Annotated in this window: 17 protein-coding genes and 2 tRNA genes; 6 read left to right on the plus strand and 13 right to left on the minus strand. The window is 68.2% G+C overall.

Features of this window, described 5'->3' with window-relative positions; translation table 11 throughout:
• Positions 1-69: 69 nt before the first annotated feature.
• Both ACT2FV_RS22145 and ACT2FV_RS22150 read right to left on the minus strand, forming a co-directional pair.
• Entirely contained in the window at positions 70-2,580 is a 2,511-nt protein-coding gene (locus ACT2FV_RS22145; protein WP_444504803.1) for a DUF6600 domain-containing protein, read from the minus strand.
• 162 nt (positions 2,581-2,742) lie between these two features.
• Positions 2,743-3,450, minus strand: coding sequence for an ArsR/SmtB family transcription factor (locus ACT2FV_RS22150; RefSeq protein WP_124623362.1), 708 nt, complete (start codon positions 3,448-3,450; stop codon positions 2,743-2,745).
• Positions 3,451-3,626: 176 nt separating this feature from the next.
• On the opposite strand from ACT2FV_RS22150, the gene ACT2FV_RS22155 reads away from it, so the two are divergent.
• Both ACT2FV_RS22155 and ACT2FV_RS22160 read left to right on the plus strand, forming a co-directional pair.
• On the plus strand, positions 3,627-3,767 hold the full coding sequence (locus tag ACT2FV_RS22155) for a hypothetical protein (protein WP_444504804.1): 141 nt from the start codon (positions 3,627-3,629) through the stop codon (positions 3,765-3,767).
• 144 nt (positions 3,768-3,911) lie between these two features.
• A complete protein-coding gene (locus ACT2FV_RS22160) occupies positions 3,912-4,424 on the plus strand; it encodes an acyl-CoA thioesterase (RefSeq protein WP_014897688.1) in 513 nt (170 codons plus the stop codon).
• A 56-nt stretch (positions 4,425-4,480) separates the two neighbouring features.
• Here the strand turns inward: ACT2FV_RS22160 and fumC are convergent, their stop codons facing one another.
• From fumC to ACT2FV_RS22175, 3 genes are all read right to left on the minus strand, one after another.
• Positions 4,481-5,875: a class II fumarate hydratase gene (fumC, locus tag ACT2FV_RS22165; RefSeq protein WP_151047001.1), complete on the minus strand. Its 1,395-nt coding sequence runs from the start codon at positions 5,873-5,875 to the stop codon at positions 4,481-4,483.
• Between the two features lie 141 nt (positions 5,876-6,016).
• The gene (gene norM / locus ACT2FV_RS22170) at positions 6,017-7,405 is read right to left on the minus strand and encodes a multidrug efflux MATE transporter NorM (protein ID WP_444504805.1); all 1,389 of its coding nucleotides are present in this window, start codon (positions 7,403-7,405) and stop codon (positions 6,017-6,019) included.
• A gap of 129 nt (positions 7,406-7,534) precedes the next feature.
• Positions 7,535-7,753, minus strand: coding sequence for an RNA-binding S4 domain-containing protein (locus tag ACT2FV_RS22175; RefSeq protein ID WP_006753074.1), 219 nt, complete (start codon positions 7,751-7,753; stop codon positions 7,535-7,537).
• Positions 7,754-8,033: 280 nt separating this feature from the next.
• Here ACT2FV_RS22175 and ACT2FV_RS22180 point away from each other — a divergent pair, with 280 nt between their 5' ends.
• Complete coding sequence (locus ACT2FV_RS22180) at positions 8,034-8,444, plus strand: hypothetical protein (protein WP_444504806.1); 411 nt, start codon at positions 8,034-8,036, stop codon at positions 8,442-8,444.
• 116 nt (positions 8,445-8,560) lie between these two features.
• On the opposite strand, the gene ACT2FV_RS22185 is transcribed toward ACT2FV_RS22180, so the two are convergent.
• The 8 genes from ACT2FV_RS22185 to fdxA form a co-directional block, all read right to left on the minus strand.
• Complete coding sequence (locus tag ACT2FV_RS22185; RefSeq protein ID WP_444504807.1) at positions 8,561-9,337, minus strand: DUF4088 family protein; 777 nt, start codon at positions 9,335-9,337, stop codon at positions 8,561-8,563.
• Positions 9,338-9,496: 159 nt separating this feature from the next.
• Entirely contained in the window at positions 9,497-9,835 is a 339-nt protein-coding gene (locus tag ACT2FV_RS22190; RefSeq protein ID WP_124623352.1) for an AzlD domain-containing protein, read from the minus strand.
• Positions 9,832-10,605 (minus strand): AzlC family ABC transporter permease, encoded by a 774-nt coding sequence (locus tag ACT2FV_RS22195; protein WP_444504808.1) that lies wholly within the window; start codon positions 10,603-10,605, stop codon positions 9,832-9,834. The genes ACT2FV_RS22190 and ACT2FV_RS22195 overlap by 4 nt, the downstream gene beginning before the upstream one ends.
• Positions 10,606-10,726: 121 nt before the next feature.
• Positions 10,727-11,632 carry an AraC family transcriptional regulator gene (locus tag ACT2FV_RS22200; protein WP_444504809.1) on the minus strand — a complete coding sequence of 302 codons (906 nt, stop codon included), beginning with the start codon at positions 11,630-11,632 and terminating at the stop codon, positions 10,727-10,729.
• A gap of 62 nt (positions 11,633-11,694) precedes the next feature.
• Positions 11,695-12,180, minus strand: coding sequence for a CreA family protein (locus tag ACT2FV_RS22205; protein WP_059607001.1), 486 nt, complete (start codon positions 12,178-12,180; stop codon positions 11,695-11,697).
• 107 nt (positions 12,181-12,287) lie between these two features.
• A tRNA-Asn gene (locus tag ACT2FV_RS22210) sits at positions 12,288-12,363 on the minus strand.
• A gap of 75 nt (positions 12,364-12,438) precedes the next feature.
• Positions 12,439-12,514, minus strand: a tRNA-Asn gene (locus ACT2FV_RS22215).
• A gap of 103 nt (positions 12,515-12,617) precedes the next feature.
• Positions 12,618-12,941 (minus strand): ferredoxin FdxA, encoded by a 324-nt coding sequence (fdxA, locus tag ACT2FV_RS22220; protein WP_011544919.1) that lies wholly within the window; start codon positions 12,939-12,941, stop codon positions 12,618-12,620.
• A 289-nt stretch (positions 12,942-13,230) separates the two neighbouring features.
• On the opposite strand from fdxA, the gene pncB reads away from it, so the two are divergent.
• The 3 genes from pncB to ACT2FV_RS22235 all read left to right on the plus strand — a co-directional run bounded on the left by pncB (position 13,231) and on the right by ACT2FV_RS22235 (position 16,662).
• A complete protein-coding gene (gene pncB / locus ACT2FV_RS22225; protein WP_059607002.1) occupies positions 13,231-14,430 on the plus strand; it encodes a nicotinate phosphoribosyltransferase in 1,200 nt (399 codons plus the stop codon).
• 86 nt (positions 14,431-14,516) lie between these two features.
• A complete protein-coding gene (locus ACT2FV_RS22230; RefSeq protein ID WP_444504810.1) occupies positions 14,517-15,179 on the plus strand; it encodes a LutC/YkgG family protein in 663 nt (220 codons plus the stop codon).
• A 52-nt stretch (positions 15,180-15,231) separates the two neighbouring features.
• Complete coding sequence (locus ACT2FV_RS22235) at positions 15,232-16,662, plus strand: sodium:proton antiporter (protein WP_059607007.1); 1,431 nt, start codon at positions 15,232-15,234, stop codon at positions 16,660-16,662.
• The last annotated feature ends 64 nt before the right edge of the window (positions 16,663-16,726 follow it).

The following is a 16,726-nucleotide window of genomic DNA, read 5'->3' on the forward strand; positions in this document are numbered from 1 at the left end:
GCGCCAGACGGAATGAAGAAGGCCCGACCGGCATTCGCCGGTCGGGCCTTTCCGTTTCATCGGGCGCGGTTACTGGCGGTGCCGCTCGTCGTGGCCGCCGGGCGGCGGGTTGCTCGGGTGCGGCGCCTCGACGTGTGGCGCCGGTTGCGGCCGTGGTTCCATGTGCGGCGCGGGCATCGACGGCCGGGGCTCCATGCGCGGAGCCTGCGGCTGCGGTCGCGGCATTTCGTGTACGGCCGGCGCGGGCGGGCGGTACTCGTTCACGCGCGGCGGCGCGACTTCGTGCCTTGGTGCCGGTTGCGCGAATTCGGGGCGCGGTTGCGGTGTCGGGGCGGCCCGCTCGGGCCGCGGCTGCGCATGCTGCGCCGGTGCCGCGAAGTCAGGACGCGGACGCGGCTGCGGAATCTGCGCGGTCGTATCGAGCCGTGGTTGCGGCAACGCGCGCGGCGTTTCCTGCCGCCCGCCGAGTTGCGTACTGGGCGCGGCTTCCGGATGCTGGGCCGGTGCCGCGCCGCGCACGGGCGGCAGTGCATTCTGTCCCGCTGCGTGGAGAGCCGTCGGCGGCGTCGGGCGCTGACGCTCCATCGGCGTATGCGGTTGCATCCACGCGGGCGCGGGCGCCGCGGCAGCATGCGTGTTGTCGTGCCCGGTCGGCGTGTTGGCGGACGTCGGCGGGTGCGGGACGCCATTTCCAGGGCCCAATGCCTGATGCGCAGCCGGATTGCCCGGTGCCTGCGGCGTGGTGCCGTTCGTGAAGCGCGGCGCATTGGGGCCTTCGCCGTTCGTCGGCCGCGCGCCATTCGGCACGACAGGCATCGGCGCACCCGGCCGTGCGGCCAGTGCCTGTGCCGGGGCTGGCTGCCCGTCGCGCGGCGCGTGCGCCGGTTGCACGACAGGACCGTGCGGGTTCACGAGCTGAACGTTGCGCATCGCCCATGCACCGGCCTTCGGGTTGCCCGGAACGCGGACCGGGCGAGCCGTATAGTCGGCCGGCACGTTCGTCTTCGCGACGGGCGCGCCCGCGCCCGGCACGCGCGCGCCTTGCCGGGCGAGATGCGCGGCCGCCTGGTCCCGATATGCGGCCGGTACCGCCGGATTGCGCGTCGCGACGAACGTGTGCTGTCCGATCGCTGCCGGCGGGCGGTAGCTGGCCGTGCGCAGTCCGCCGGTAAAGCTCTGGCGTACCGGCGCAATGCCGGGGGTGCCCGGCATCACGTGCGCGTTGCGCCATTGCTGCGGATCGACGCGCTGCGAGAAGTGCGCGACTGGCTGACCGTGCACGAACGCGGACGCCGGCACGGCCGTGATCGCGTGCGGCGCGCGGAAGTTCACGTACGTCTTGTTGATGTTCGTGATGTTGGTGATGTTCGTCACGTTCACGGTCTTGTTGACCGTCACGTTGTTGACCACGATGTTCCGGTTCACGCGATCGTAGTAATGCGGGCTCCAGCCACCCCAGCCGGGATGCCAGGCTTCGCCCGGGCCGAGTGCGAACCACGCGCAGCCGGCCGCGGCGACGCCGCCGACCGTCAGGGCGACGCTCCAGTCGGGACCGCCGCCTCCACCCACGAACGCGACGAGCGCTGGCGCGTAGACGGGCGGCTGGCTGACGACCATCGGGCCGGGCACCCATGCCCAGCTATCGTCGACATAGGCCCAGCGGCCGTAGTGATAGGGCGCGAAGCCCCACGGTGCATCGTCGACCCACGTCCAGCCCCACGGCGCTTGCCAGATCCAGTGACCGTCGTGATACGGCGCCCAGTCGGCCGGCGTGTCGTTCGGCACCCAGACCTCGCCGTAATTCGGGGTTTCGCGCCACGTACCGTTCGCGTCGAGGTCCTGATAGCCGGGAACGTCGCGCGATACGTAGCGGGCCGACACCGAGCGCTGCTCGGCCGCATCGCGGCTGGCGGCCCACTGGTCGAGCCCATCGGGGGCCGGTGCGGCCGATTGCTGTGCGACCTGCAGGTCGGTGCCGGCGAACACGACCTGCTGCCCGGGCGACAGCGGATACTGCCCGTTGCTGCCGTAGACGGTCGCGCTACCGCTGCGGACGGTGACCGTCGTGGTCGCACCGTTCGGCGCGACATCGACGCGATAGTCGCCGGGGCCCGTGATGCCGAGCGCGAGATTGGGCGTATCGATTTCGTAGGCTCCGCCGGGCGGCAGATCGCGTACGTGGGTCGACACGGTGCCGAGCCCGACTTTCAGCTGCGTCGTGTTGTCGTCGAGGTTCAGGACCGACAGGTTCGTCGATTCGCCGAGACGCACCGCGGTCGAGCCGATGTGCAGTTCCGAGCGCGCGCCGGCATCGTTCCACAGCTGGTCGCCGGTCGTCAGAGGCCGGTTCACGGCGGCGTACGACCAGGTATCGGTGCCGGCGGGTTCCGTCGTCACGGCACCCGACATGTAGTTGAGCCGGGCGACGCGGCTCGGCGGATCGCCACCCGGCTGTCGGGCGGCGGCCGCATACGCCGCGGCCTGTGTCGCTTGCGCGAATGCGGACGGCAGGGTCGCCAGCGTGGCGACAGCGAGCAGCGTGCAGTGGGCGGTTCGCTTGAGCGTGAACAGGGAGGCCATGATGAGCGTCTTCGTCGTTATCGCGGCGCGTCGATTCGTGCCGTCGAGTTCACAATATCCGCTCGGCCTGTTTCAGTGCTCAGTGTTTTGTAAGTCGTATGGCACGCGATGTAACAAAACCTGTCCATCGCGCGCCGTTGTCATCCGGTCGCAATGCGCACGTCAAGCGGACGTAAGCCAGTCGTCGAAAATCTGCTGTCCGGGCACGGTGACGCGCAGCACGCGCGGCCGCACGGTGCGCTCGATCCAGCCATGCGCGCAGAAGCTGTCGAGCAGTGCCGCGCCCAGCGCGCCGCCGAGATGCGGGCGGCGCTCGCTCCAGTCGAGGCAGCGGCATGCGAAACGGCGGCGGCGCGTGCGCTGCTGTGCGACGTCGATGCCCCAGCGCCCGAGCGCCTGCGTGCCGAGTTCGGTGGCTTCGATCGCATCGCCGTCCGCCTGCAGCCAGCCGCGTGCGGTGAGCCCGTCGAAGATGCGGACCGCGAGCTCGCCGGCCATGTGGTCGTAGCAGGTGCGCGCGTAGCGCAGTTCGGCCGGCACCGTGCGCGACGGCGGCGGCACCGGACGGTTCGGCGCGGCCGCGCGGGCCACGTTTGCGAGTGCCTCGAGCGACGCCGCGATGTCGACCGACGCGAGCCGGTAGTAGCGGTGCCGGCCACGCACGTCGAGCGCGAGCAGGCCACCTTCGGTCAGGCGCGCAAGGTGCGCGCTCGCCGCGGAAGGCGACAGCCCCGCGATCATCGTCAGTTCGCCGGCCGGCCGCGCGCTGCCGTCCATCAGCACCCACAGCATCGCGGCGCGGCCGGGATCGGCGATCAGTGCGCCGATCCGGCTCAGGCCTGGAAAGTGGTGGTCGTCTTGATCGGTCATCGTCGTGTCTCGTCAGGCGGAATGCCTGCAGTGTAGGCGCTGCGCGCATTCGATGTTTCGCGTTCGGATGAAATGTCAGATGCGGCGGGGCGGTGTGCGACGCGCGGTTGCCGGTCGCGCGCGTAGAATGACCCGACGCGGCGGCAGTGGGCCGCCGGATGCGACACGATGCAACGATGAAGACGATTTTCTGCCTGTTGGTGGCCGCGTTCCTCTGCGCGGCCTGTGCGCAGGGCGGTGCGGGTGCCGCCGGCGCGCGGGGCGGCAGCCTCGAGATGTACGGGACGATCGACCAGGGCATCACGATGCGCCGCTGACGGGCGCCAGCTTGCGGTGCCGATGCCGGCTCAGTGCTCGGGTGGGCGTGCCGTCGCTGCGGCGCGGCGGGCACCGCGACGTGTTGCCGCAGTGCAACGTATAATGCGCCGATTGCAGTGCCCCCGCCGCCTGGAGCTACCACGATGTCCCAACCGTCCCCCGTACCGGCCGCCCTCGACCGCACCGAAACCGTATTCCGCTTCCTCGCCGAGCCGTCGTCCGTGAACTTCGGCGGCAAGGTGCATGGCGGCGCGCTGATGAAGTGGATCGACGAGGTCGCGTATGCGTGTGCGGCGGTCTGGTCGAGCCGCTATTGCGTGACGGTCAGCGTCGGCAACATCCGCTTCCAGCGGCCGATCCTCGTTGGCAACCTGGTCGAACTGAAGGCGCGCGTCGTCGCGACGGGGCGCACCAGCATGCACATCCATGTGTCCGTGCACGCCGGCGATCCGAAGGGCGGCGTACTGCGCCAGACGACCGATTGCCTCGTCGTGTTCGTCGCGGTCGATGAGAACGGCAACCCGGTGCCGGTGCCGCCGTTCGTGCCCGAGACCGACGAACAGAAGGTGCTCGCAAAATATGCGGCCGACGTGCGCGCCGCGCTCGACAAGATCGTCGAGATGAAGCCCGAGGAAGTGGCGAAGGGCACCGTCTGACGACAACGGGCGCCGCGCATGCGTGCCGCGCCCGTCATCGCGTCGCCTCCCCGCGATTACCGCGATCCGATCATCTCTTCGGGCCGCACCCACGCGTCGAATTCCGCCTCGGTCAGGTAGCCGAGCGCGAGCGCGGCGGCTTTCAGCGTCGTGCCTTCCTTGTGCGCCTTCTTCGCGATCTGCGCGGCCTTGTCGTAGCCGATGTGCGGATTGAGCGCCGTCACGAGCATCAGCGATTCGTTCAGCAGCAGGTCGATGCGCGCGCGATTCGGCTCGATGCCCACCGCGCAGTGGTCGTTGAAGCTCTGCGCGCCGTCGGCGAGCAGCCGCACCGACTGCAGCACGTTGTGCGCGATCATCGGTCGGAACACGTTCAGCTCGAAATTGCCGCTGGCGCCGCCGACGTTGACCGCGACGTCGTTGCCGAACACCTGGCAGCACAGCATCGTCACGGCTTCCGACTGCGTCGGGTTCACCTTGCCCGGCATGATCGAGCTGCCCGGTTCGTTTTCCGGAATCGACAGTTCGCCGAGCCCGCAGCGCGGCCCGCTCGCAAGCCAGCGGACGTCGTTGGCGATCTTCATCAGGCCGGCCGCGACCGTCTTCAGCGCGCCGTGCGCGAACACCAGCGCGTCGGCGGCTGCCATCACCTCGAACTTGCTCGGGGCGGTCACGAACGGCAGCTTCGTCAGCCGGCCGATCTCGTCGGCCACGCGCACCGCGAACTCCGGATGCGCGTTCAGCCCGGTGCCGACGGCGGTGCCGCCGAGCGCGAGTTCGTACAGGTGCGGCAGCGCGGATTCGACGTGCCGGACGCCCTGGTCGAGCTGCGCGACGTAGCCGGAAAACTCCTGCCCGAGCGTGAGCGGCGTCGCGTCCTGCAGGTGCGTGCGGCCGATCTTCACGATGTCGGCGAAAGCCTTCGACTTCGCGTCGAGCGTCGCGCGCAGCGTGCGCAGCGCGGGCAGCAGGTGGTTGACAATCGCGTAGGCGGCCGCGATATGCATCGCGGTCGGGAACACGTCGTTCGACGACTGGCCGCGGTTCACGTCGTCGTTCGGGTGGACCTTGCGTGCTTCGCCGCGCTCGCCGCCGAGCAGCTCGCTCGCCCGGTTCGCGATCACCTCGTTGAGGTTCATGTTGGTCTGCGTGCCGGAGCCCGTCTGCCAGACCGCGAGCGGGAATTCGCGCGGATGCTTGCCCGCGATGATCTCGTCGGCCGCGTCGATGATCGCGCGCGCCTTTTCGTCGGCCAGCACGCCGAGCGACTGGTTCACGGCGGCCGCGGCACGCTTGACGATCGCGAGCGCGTGGATCAGCTCGGGCGACTGCTTCTCCGTCGAGATCCGGAAATTCTGCAGCGAGCGTTCCGTCTGCGCGCCCCAGAGCCGGTTGGCCGGCACGGCGATCTCGCCGAACGTGTCGCGTTCCATCCGAACTGCTTCGTTCATGATGCACTCCTCTTGGGGAAGGGAAAAGCCGCGGGTCGTGCGGCGTCTGGCGTATCGTGAGGCAATCGCGCCGTTGGCGCGGCGTCCTGGGGCTTCAACCGACAAGCATAGCGCCGGCTGCGATTTTGCGTCGTGCCGAGCTCAACGCGTCGGCGCGACGAGCGACGAGGTCTTCCGGTGAAAGCGCCAGGCCATCAGCACGGCGACGCTCGCGAGGCCGGCCGCGAGCCCCCACCACAGGCCGCGAGCGCCGAGGCCGGCATGGAATGCCAGCCAGTAACCGGTCGGGAAGCCGATGCCCCAGTAGCCGAAGGTTGCCGCGAGCATCGGGATGCGCGTGTCCCGCAGTCCGCGCAGTGCGCCAGACCCGACGGTCTGCATGCCGTCGACGATCTGGAACACCGCGGCGATGCCGAGGAGCGATGCGGCCAGCGACACGGTCGCCGCGTTGGCCGGGTCGTCGAGTTGCAGATACAGGCCGACGATCGCATGCGGCGCGACGATCAGCACGAGCCCCGACAGCGACATGAACGCGACGCCGAGGCCGAGCGCGACGAAACCCGCATGTCGCGCGGCGACCGGCTGGCCGGCGCCGACCCAGTAGCCGACCCGCACGTTGGCGGCCTGGCCGATCGCGAGCGGCACCATGAACGCGACCGACGCGACGTTCAGCGCGATCTGATGCGCGGCAAGCGACGTCGCGCCGAGCACGCCGATGGTGAGACCCGTGGCGAGAAAGAGCGTCGATTCGACCCCGTACGTGATCGCCACCGGCCAGCCGATGCCGATCAGCTCGCCCATCAAGGGCAGTTTCGGACGGGAGGCGGTCACGAAATGGCGGAACCGCTGGCGGCCGTGCAGCAGCCAGATCAGCGCGAGCGCGGTGAGCCAGATGGTGATGGTCGTCGCGACCGCCGAGCCGAGGAAGCCGAGCCGCGGCAAGCCGAATGCGCCGTGGATCAGCCCGTAGTTCAACACGCCGTTGATGCCGACGCCGCCGATCGAAACCCACAGCAGGCGTCGTGCGGCGCCGATCGCCGGCAGGAATGCGCGCATCAGTCCGACGCCGATCAGGCTGCCGAGCGCCGCGAACCGCAGGATGCCGGTGTACTCGCCGACGTGATGCGCGAGCGTCGGCGGCTCGTGGAACATCAGCAGGATCGGTTCGGACAGCGACAGCGCGACGATCGCCGGAATCGCGAGCAGCACGGACAGCACGAAGCCGGTCCAGTAGATGTGCGGCACGCGGTGTTCCGCCTGCGCGCCGCGCGCATGCGCGACGCTCACGCTGACCGACGAGAGCACGCCCTGCAGGACGGTCACGATGACGAAGAAGAAGTTCGCTCCGAGGCCGCCCGCCGCGAGCGAATCGGGGCCGAGCGAGCCGAGCAGTACCGTGTCGGTGACGCTCATCGCCATCTGCGAGAGCTGCGCGATCGCAAGCGGCGCGGCGAGGCGCGCGGTATCGGCGGCATGACTGGACAGGGACGGCGGCGCGGCGGCCGTCCGCGTAAGACCGGAATGCGACATGGAATGAGCGCTCGCGCGGGTGCGGGCCCGCGCTGTCTGTATTTATTTTGAGAGACGGCTAGCTTACGGCTTTATTCGAACGGTGTCGAACGCGCGGGCCGATGGCTATGTCACGGTCAGGGGGAACCGCTACGCGTCGTGAACCGCGATCCGCGTGTCGCCGAACAGCACGACCTGACCCGCGCGGATCTTGCAGGTCTTGCGCAGTTCGACCACGCCGTCGACTTTCACCGCGCCGGACGCGACGAACATCTTCGCCGTGCCGCCGCTGTCCGCGAGGCCGGTGATCTTGAGAAGGTTGTGCAGCTCGACGTATTCGCCGGTCAGCGTGAAATCCAGATTGGGCATGACGAAGGATGCGCGCGATGCGCGGGAGGAATCGCCCCGCATCATACGGCACCGAGGGCCGGCGCGCGAGTGCGGACGGTCGTGCAGGCCCGCGCGCAGCAGTTGTTAAGGACTGTGAGCGATTCGTCAGCAAATGAAACGGTGGGTAACAGTCTGAGAGATTGGAGAACCGGACGTGCGGCCTGCGGGTCTTTCGTCGTACCTGCTGCGTGTTGCGGCAGGGGACGCGACGGATCGCATCGAGGCGGTCCGCGCCCACAACTTCTTGAGGAGGATTCTCATGTCCAAGATTCGTACGATGCTGATCGGTGCCGCGCTGACGGCGTTTGCCACTTCGGCCGCATTCGCGCAGACGGGCGTCGCGGCACAGGGCACCGCAGGTGCCGGCGTGCAGGCGCAGGCGCCGGCAGCAGGGGCAGGCGCTGGTGCGGGCATGCAGGGCGGTGCCGGCGCGAACGCGTCGGGCAATGCGGTCGGCGGCGCGACCGACGCGGTCGGTGCGGCAGCCGACGGCGCGAAGGACACGGCGGCGTCGTCGGTCCACTCGGCCAAGAAGCACGCGAAGCACGCGGCGAAGTCGGCCAAGCATCATGCCGGCTCGGCGAAGTCGAAGGTGGGCGACGAGGCGGTCGAAGGCGGCGCGTCGGCCGGCGTGCAGGGCGGTGCATCGGCCACGGGCGCCGCGCAGTAAGCGGCCCCCGACGTCGCACGACGTTCGCCCCGGACGGCGCGTCGTGACGGCGATCGATCGACGGCCCGGTTCGCTTCGCGCGAACCGGGCCGTTCTTCATGCGTGGACGCGGGCCGTCATGGCCGGTGCTGTTCCGGCCCCGGTCCGTGCGCCGGCCGCGCGACGGACGGCGTGAATACGCTGCGCAGCCACGCGGCAAGCCGCGCGAATACGTCGTACGGCTCGTCGACGAAGATGTCGGGCTTCAGCAGCCGCAGGTATTCCATGATCTGCTGCGCTTCCTGTTTCTGGAACGAACCGTGCGCGAGCCCGAGCCGCAGCAGGCCGCGCAGTTCGCCGAGCTTGTCGCGCGCGGCGCTGCCGACGCTCATCTCGCACGCGAGCTTCGCCTCGTAGACGCGCTGGCGCAGCGATTCCGCAAGCCGCCATGCGGGCGTCTGCATCGTTTCCTCGAGCGTCTGGATGTCGTGCACCGCGCCCTTGATCTGCGCGGCGAGCGGATCGACGAGCGACGCGTCGCCCTGCGCTTCGGCGACGATCGCCTTGGCCCAGTCGCGGCATGCCTTCGCGAGCTCGTCGGGGGTCCATTCGGAGCGCGACGCGAAGCCGAAGCCGAATTCGCCGGCCTGCCGCATCAGGATCGCGACGACGTCGGGAAATTCCTTGTCGAGCGTGCGCTTCGCCCACGCGTACTGGCCGCCCTCGAGCATCCGCTGCACGGCATGCTCGGTCAGCGGCACCATGTTGTCGAGCAGCTTGGCGCGCAGGAAATCCTCGAACGACGGCGTCGCGAACTGCGGGTCGAGTTTCAGCGACACGCGCACGAATGCGTCGTAGTCCTTGCGCAGGGACGCAAGCGTGTCGTCTTTGAGGGAAAGGGTGATCTGGCCCATGAATCGTCTCGATGGCGGCCCGCGCGGGTCGGCGGCCGACACCGCGCACCGGTGCGGGCGCAGCGTCGACGGACCGGTTCGCGCCGAGGCCGATGGCGGGTCTTCATACCCGATATCGGCGCGCCGGGCGAAAACTTGAGCACGGCCGGCGACGTTCGCTCAGGCCGGCAGCCAGTGCGGCATCACGATCCCTTGCCAGATGAAGAACACCGCGAGCCCGACCGCGATCGTCACGAGCGGCCGGCGTGTCGTCGCCGATACGGCCACGGCGGCGAGCGCGCCGACGAGCTGCGGATTGCGCCAGGTCAATTCGGCCGTGCCGCCGTGCGGCGAGACGGTCATCGGCACGATGATCGCGGTCAGCACGGTGACGGGCACGAAGCCGAGCGCGGTCCGCACGAGCGGTGGGAAGGTCAGCCGCTCGCCGAACAGGAACAGTGTCGTCCGGATCGCATAGGTGATCACGGCCATCCCGAGGATCAGCAGCGCGTAGCTCACGATGCGGTCTCCGTGCGTGAAGCGGTGCGCGAACGCTCGTGCCGCAGCGTCAGCGCGACGCCGACCACGACGCCGGCGGCGACCGCGCCCAGCAGCCCGAGCTTGTACGGCCAGCCCTGCCAGAAGTACGCGAGCGTGCCGGCCGTCGCGGCGGCCGCGAAATAGCGCAGCGTGCCGAGTTGCGGAACGACGATCGCGATGAATGTCGCCGCCATCGCGAAATCGAGGCCGAGCGATTGGAGGCCCGGGAAGGCCGCGCCGAAGCCGATGCCCGCGAGCGTCCAGACCTGCCAGTTCAGGTACATCGCGAGGCCCGAGCCGAAGAAGTAGTGGGGGCCGATTGCACCGGGCGGGAAGTGCCGGTAGTGCGCGTAGGCGACTGCGAACACTTCGTCGGTCATCAGCGCACCGAGCGTCGCGCGCCAGCGCAGCGGCAGGTGCGCGACGTACGGCGCGAGCGTCGCGCTGTACAGCAGATGACGCAGGTTCACGATCAGCGTCGTCGCAAGCACGACGACGAAGCTTGCGCTGCCGGCGATCAGGCCGAGCGCGATGAATTGCGCGGAGCCCGCGAACACCGCGAGCGACATCAGCGTGCCGTGCCATGCGGCGAGCGGGCCGCCACCGACCAGCGTGCCGAAGATCACGCCGAACGGCGCCGCGCCGATCATCATCGGGATCGTGTCGCGTGCGCCGTCGAGCCATTCGTTGAGCGGGCGGCGGGGCGGGGGCGAGTTTGTGGGTGCGGGATTCAAGGGGTGCGTCTCCATGAAATGCAGGATAGCGGAGCGCTGCCCGTGGCGGCTTGTACGTTCTTGCGCCCGCGGTGCCGGCGGCGCAACCTGCGTGCCAGTTGCCGCGTATTGTCGAATGCAGGGTGGGGCGTGCGCGTCAGCGCGCTTGCCAGCGTCCGGGCGGTACGCCGAACATTCGTTTGAAATGTCGGGAGAAGTGACTCTGGTCGACGAAGCCGCTGGCCGCGGCGACGTCGGCGATCGACACGCCCGCGCGCAACGGCGCCAGTGCGCGCTGCAGCCGCAGCTGGTTGCGCCATGCATGCGGCGGCATCCCGATCGTCCGGGTGAACAGGCGCGCTGCGTGGAACGGCGACAGGCCGGCAGCCTGCGCGACGTCGTCGAGCGTGACAGTGCAGGAGAGATCGGCGGCGAGCCTCTCGCGCATCGCGTCGACGCGCGGCTCGTCGGCCGCAAGGACTGCCGGCTGCAGCCGCGCGTCGGCATGGCGCGCGATCAGTGTCGACAATGCATCGAGCATCGCCGTTTCGGCGGCGAGCGGATCGTAGACGCGCGCTGCCGCGGCGGCCGGAGCGTCGGCGGCCGGCTGCTCGTGCGGATAGAACGCCGGCATGCATTCGCTGCCGGCCTCCATCATCCGGTGGGCCAGCGCGAGCCGTGCCGCGAGATCGGCGTCGCGGATCACGTCGGACGGGAACCATGGCGCGTCCTGCGGGCGCCCCGCGATCGCGCTCGCGAGCGCGCGAATGTAGTCGACCGGCACGTAGCTCACGCGATAGCACCAGCCTTCGTCGGTCGCGCGCGAGCCCGTGTGCACTTCGCCGGGATTGATCACGGGCACGGTGCCCGTTTCGGCGACATGGCCGCTGCCGCGACAGGTGTAGCGCTCCGCGCCCTCGAGGATCACGGGGATCGTGTACGCGTCGTGCCAGTGCGGCGCGAACGTATGGTCGCGATAGGTAGCCGTGAGCAGATCCGCGCCTGGCAGCAGCGGCGTGCGCCAGTAACGTGCGGAGTCCGGAAGAAGGCGGGTGGCGGACATGGTCGGGCGCGGGGGGCGGTCGAATCGACAGTGTATCGCTCGAGCGCCCGGCCGGCGCGGGCTTACTTGACCGGAATCGTCGTGCCGGCCGGCATCGGCACCGCGGTCACGGCGTTCTTCGGGCTGCCGCTGACGATGCGGTCGCTGTAGGTCAGGTAGACGAGCGTGTTGCGCTTCTTGTCGACCACACGCACGACGTGCAGCGTCTTGAAGATGAACGACATCCGCTCGCTGAACACGTCGGTCTGCTGCTTGAGCGGCTCCTTGAAGCTGAGCGGGCCGACCTGCCGGCACGCGATCGACGCTTCGCTCGGATCCTCGGCGACGCCGAGCGTGCCCTTGATCCCGCCGGTGCGCGCCCGCGACACGTAGCAGGTGACGCCCGTCACGAGCGGATCGTCGTACGCTTCGACGACCACGCGGTCAGAGCCCGTCACGCGGAAATGGGTGTTGACGCTGCCGACTTCCTCCGCGTGCGCGAGCGGCGCGGCGGCAAAGGCGGAGAGGAGAAGGGCGAACGGCGCGGCGGAAAGGAGGCGATGCTTCATCGACGGAACCGGATGCGAATGCGGGACAGAGACTCTAGCATGCGCGGCGGTGACCGACGGGCGCGGGAAAAACAAAAGGCCCGTCGAATGACGGGCCTTTTGCTGTCTGGCTCCCCGACCTGGGCTCGAACCAGGGACCTACGGATTAACAGTCCGGCGCTCTACCGACTGAGCTATCGGGGAATAAATCGGTACATCTGCGTGCTTGTTTGATGGCCAACAAAAAACCCGTCCACTTTCAACGGGCTCTTGCGTTTTTGGCTCCCCGACCTGGGCTCGAACCAGGGACCTACGGATTAACAGTCCGGCGCTCTACCGACTGAGCTATCGGGGAACAAACAACAACAGCAGAGAAACGAGATTTTATGGAGCGTTCGCTAACCTGTCAACTCTTTTGAGCGGCGGAGTGCAAAAAAATTTGCGGCGCCGCTGCGCGATCAGCGTTCGAGCAGGTGCAGCTTGTCCTGCACGTCCTTCCACTCGTCCGCGTCGGCCGGTGCCGGCTTCGTTTTCGTGATGGACGGCCAGTTCTTCGCCAGTTCGGCGTTCAGCTCGGTGAACTGCTGCTGGTCGCCCGGAACGTCTTCTTCGGCATAGATCGCATTGGTCGGGCACTCGGCGACGCACACGGCGCAGTCGATGCACTCGTCCGGATCGATGGCGAGAAAGTTGGGACCTTCACGGAAGCAATCCACCGGGCACACATCCACGCAATCCGTGTATTTGCACTTGATGCAGCCTTCGGTCACAACGTGAGTCATTAAAACGCTCCTGCTTCGCGGTATATATGGGGTGGCGTTTGCGCCAAAAGCGGCATTGTAACTGAAGCGCAAAACCCGCATGGCGTGGTCGGCTTTCCGGCTTATATCGTTTCGTGATTAGTTTATGGGGCCGACCGTGGGCGCGGTGCGTGCGGCCGGCCGCACGACGCGGTGGGCAAGGGGGAGGCGGTTTCACGATGGTCGGGCCCGCATTCGGGTAACATGGCCGGCAGACCGGGCGGCGCGCGGTGCGCCGGGGCCGTGTCTCGATATTGGCGGTACCGCAATCATGATCATCACTTCGCTGCTCGACACGGATCTCTACAAGTTCACGATGATGCAGGTCGTCCTGCATCACTTTCCTGCCGCACACGTCGAGTACCGGTTCCGGTGTCGCACGCCCGGCGTCGATCTCGTCCCGTACATCGACGAGATCCGCGACGAGGTGCGCGGCCTGTGTTCGCTGCGCTTCACCGACGACGAACTCGACTACCTGCGGCGCATGCGCTTCATCAAGAGCGACTTCGTCGACTTCCTCGCGCTGTTCCATCTGAACGAGAAATACATCTCGATCACGCCTTCTCCGAAGGGCAACGGCGAGATCGACATCGTGATCGAGGGGCCGTGGCTGCACACGATCCTGTTCGAAATTCCGGCGCTCGCGATCGTCAACGAGGTCTATTTCCGCAATACGCAGCGCGAGCCCGATTATCGCGAAGGCCGCGAACGGCTGCGCGAGAAGATCAAGCTGCTCGGCGCGAAGCCCGAGTTCGCCGACTGCAAGATCGCCGACTATGGCACGCGCCGGCGCTTCTCGAAGGTGTGGCACGAGGAGGTCGCGCTGACGCTGCGCGACGGGCTCGGGCCGCAGTTCGCGGGCACCAGCAACGTGTTCTACGCGATGAAGCACGGCCTGACGCCGCTCGGCACGATGGCCCACGAATACCTGCAGGCCTGCCAGGCGCTCGGCCCGCGGCTGCGCGATTCACAGACCTATGGTTTCGAGATGTGGGCGAAGGAGTATCGCGGCGACCTCGGGATCGCGCTGTCGGACGTCTACGGGATGGATGCGTTCCTGAACGACTTCGACATGTACTTCTGCAAGCTGTTCGACGGCGCGCGCCACGATTCGGGCGATCCGTTCGAGTGGGGCGAGCGCATGCTGCGCCACTACGAGGCGAACCGCTGCGACCCGCGTACCAAGGTGCTCGTGTTCTCCGACGCGCTTGACATCCCGAAGGTCATGCAGCTGTACGAACGGTTCCGCAACCGCTGCAAGCTCGCGTTCGGCGTCGGCACCAACCTCACGAACGATCTCGGCTACGTGCCGCTGCAGATCGTGATCAAGATGGTCCGCTGCAACGGACAGCCGGTCGCGAAGCTGTCGGATTCGCCGGGCAAGAGCATGTGCGACGACAAGGCGTATCTTGCGTACCTGCGCCAGGTGTTCGGCATCGCGCAGCCGGTCGACGAGGACGCATCGCAGTAAGCGTCGGCCATGCGGCCAGGTGCGTCGCGGCGAGGGCGGCCGGTATAATCCGACGGTATCGCACGCCAACGTCACGAGGACCGTTCATGGACACTTCCGCTGCGCGTCGCCAGATCCTCGCACGCATTCGCGCGTCGCAACGACGCGCGCCCGAACCCGATGCAGCGGAGCGCGACGGCGTCGCCGACTACCTCGCCCGCCATCCCGAGGGGCCGCGCCCGCCGATGCCGGCCGACCTCGTCGCCGCATTCGGCGATGAAGCGGTTCGCCTCTCGACGACGGTCGACGAAGTCGCGACACTGGCTGACGCGCCGTCCGCCGCCGCCCGCTATCTTTCCGCTCACCGCCTGCCGATGCAGGCCGTCGCATGGCGCACGCTGGCCGAGCTCGACTGGGCCGGCGCCGGCCTGTCGGTCGAATGCCGCAAACCGAGCGACGGCGATCTCGTCGGCCTCACCGGCTGCTTCTGCGCAACCGCCGAAACGGGTTCGCTGGTGTTGCTGTCCGGCCCCGACACCTATGCATCGGCCGCGCTGCTGCCGGAGACGCACATCGCGATCGTGCCGGCGTCGCGGATCGTCGCGGGCCATGAAGACGCATTCGCGCTGATTCGCGCGGAGCGCGGCGAATTGCCGCGCGCGGTCAATTTCGTATCGGGCCCGTCGCGCACGGGCGATATCGAGCAGACCATCGTGCTGGGCGCGCACGGCCCGTACCGCGTTCACGTGATCGTCGTACGCGGCGCATGACGCACGCACCTGATCCCTCCTCACTCGACTCACTCGCACAAGGAAGTTCTGCATGAAACGACATGCCGCCTGGGCGGGCATGGCGTCGGGAGCCGCGCTTGGCGCCGTTCCCGCGCTTGCATCGGCCGCCACGCTCGACGGTGCCACGCTGTCCGCACTCTGGGGCATCCCGTTCGCCGGGATCCTGCTGTCCATCGCGGTGTTCCCGCTCGTCGCGCCGGTGTTCTGGCATCACCACTTCGGCAAGATCGCCGCAGCGTGGGCGATCGTGTTCCTGGTCCCGTTCGCCGTCGCGTTCGGTGCGAGCACGGCGTTCGGTACGCTCGTGCACGCGCTGCTCGAGGAGTACATCCCGTTCATCGTGCTGTTGACGGCGCTCTATACGGTCGCCGGCGGCATTTGCGTCAACGGCAACCTGCACGGCACGCCGAAGCTGAACACCGCGATCCTCGCGCTCGGCACGCTGCTCGCGAGCGTGATGGGCACGACGGGCGCAGCGATGTTGCTGATCCGGCCGCTGCTGCGCGCGAACGATAACCGCAAGCACGTCGTGCACGTCGTGATCTTCTTCATCTTCCTCGTCGCGAACGCGGGCGGCTCGCTGTCGCCGCTCGGCGATCCGCCGCTGTTCCTCGGCTTCCTGAATGGCGTGAGCTTCTTCTGGACGACCACGCATCTCGCGCTGCCGATGCTGTTCATCTGCGCGGTGCTGCTGACGCTTTTCTTCGTGCTCGATACGTACTTCTACCGGAAGGCCGGTGAGGAGCGGCCGGCCGCACTCGACCCGACGCCCGACGGCGGCGCGCTGTCGATCGACGGCAAGGTCAACTTCGTGCTGCTCGCGGCCGTGATCGGCCTCGTGCTGATGAGCGGCATCTGGAAGCCGGGCATCTCGTTCGACGTGTGGGGCACGCACGTCGCACTGCAGAATCTCGTGCGCGATGTCGCGCTGGTCGTCGTGGCGCTCGCGTCGCTCGCGCTGACGCCGCGCTCGGCGCGCGAAGGCAACGCATTCAACTGGGCGCCGATCGAGGAGGTCGCGAAGCTGTTCGCGGGCATCTTCGTGACGATCGCGCCGGTGATCGTGATCCTGCGCGCGGGTGCGGACGGCGCGTTCGCACAGATCGTTCATCTCGTCACGGGGCCCGACGGCAAGCCGATCGACGCGATGTATTTCTGGGCGACCGGCCTGCTGTCGTCGTTCCTCGACAACGCGCCGACCTATCTCGTGTTCTTCAACCTCGCGGGCGGCGATGCGCAAGCGCTGATGACGACCGGCGCGACGACGCTCGCCGCGATTTCCGCGGGGGCGGTGTTCATGGGAGCGAACAGCTACATCGGCAATGCGCCGAACTTCATGGTGAAGGCGATCGCGGAATCGCGCGGCGTGAGGATGCCGAGCTTCTTCGCCTATCTCGGCTGGGCGCTCGTGATCCTGGTGCCCGTATTCCTGCTGACGTCGTGGATCTTCTTCCCGGCGTAGGCTGACGATTTTCAACCAAGCGCGGACGGCTCCGGCGGCGTACGAAGTGCCGCGTGCCGGCCGC

It is taken from the genome of Burkholderia sp. PR2 (genome assembly GCF_052372875.1).
Classification (GTDB): Bacteria; Pseudomonadota; Gammaproteobacteria; order Burkholderiales; family Burkholderiaceae; genus Burkholderia; species Burkholderia diffusa.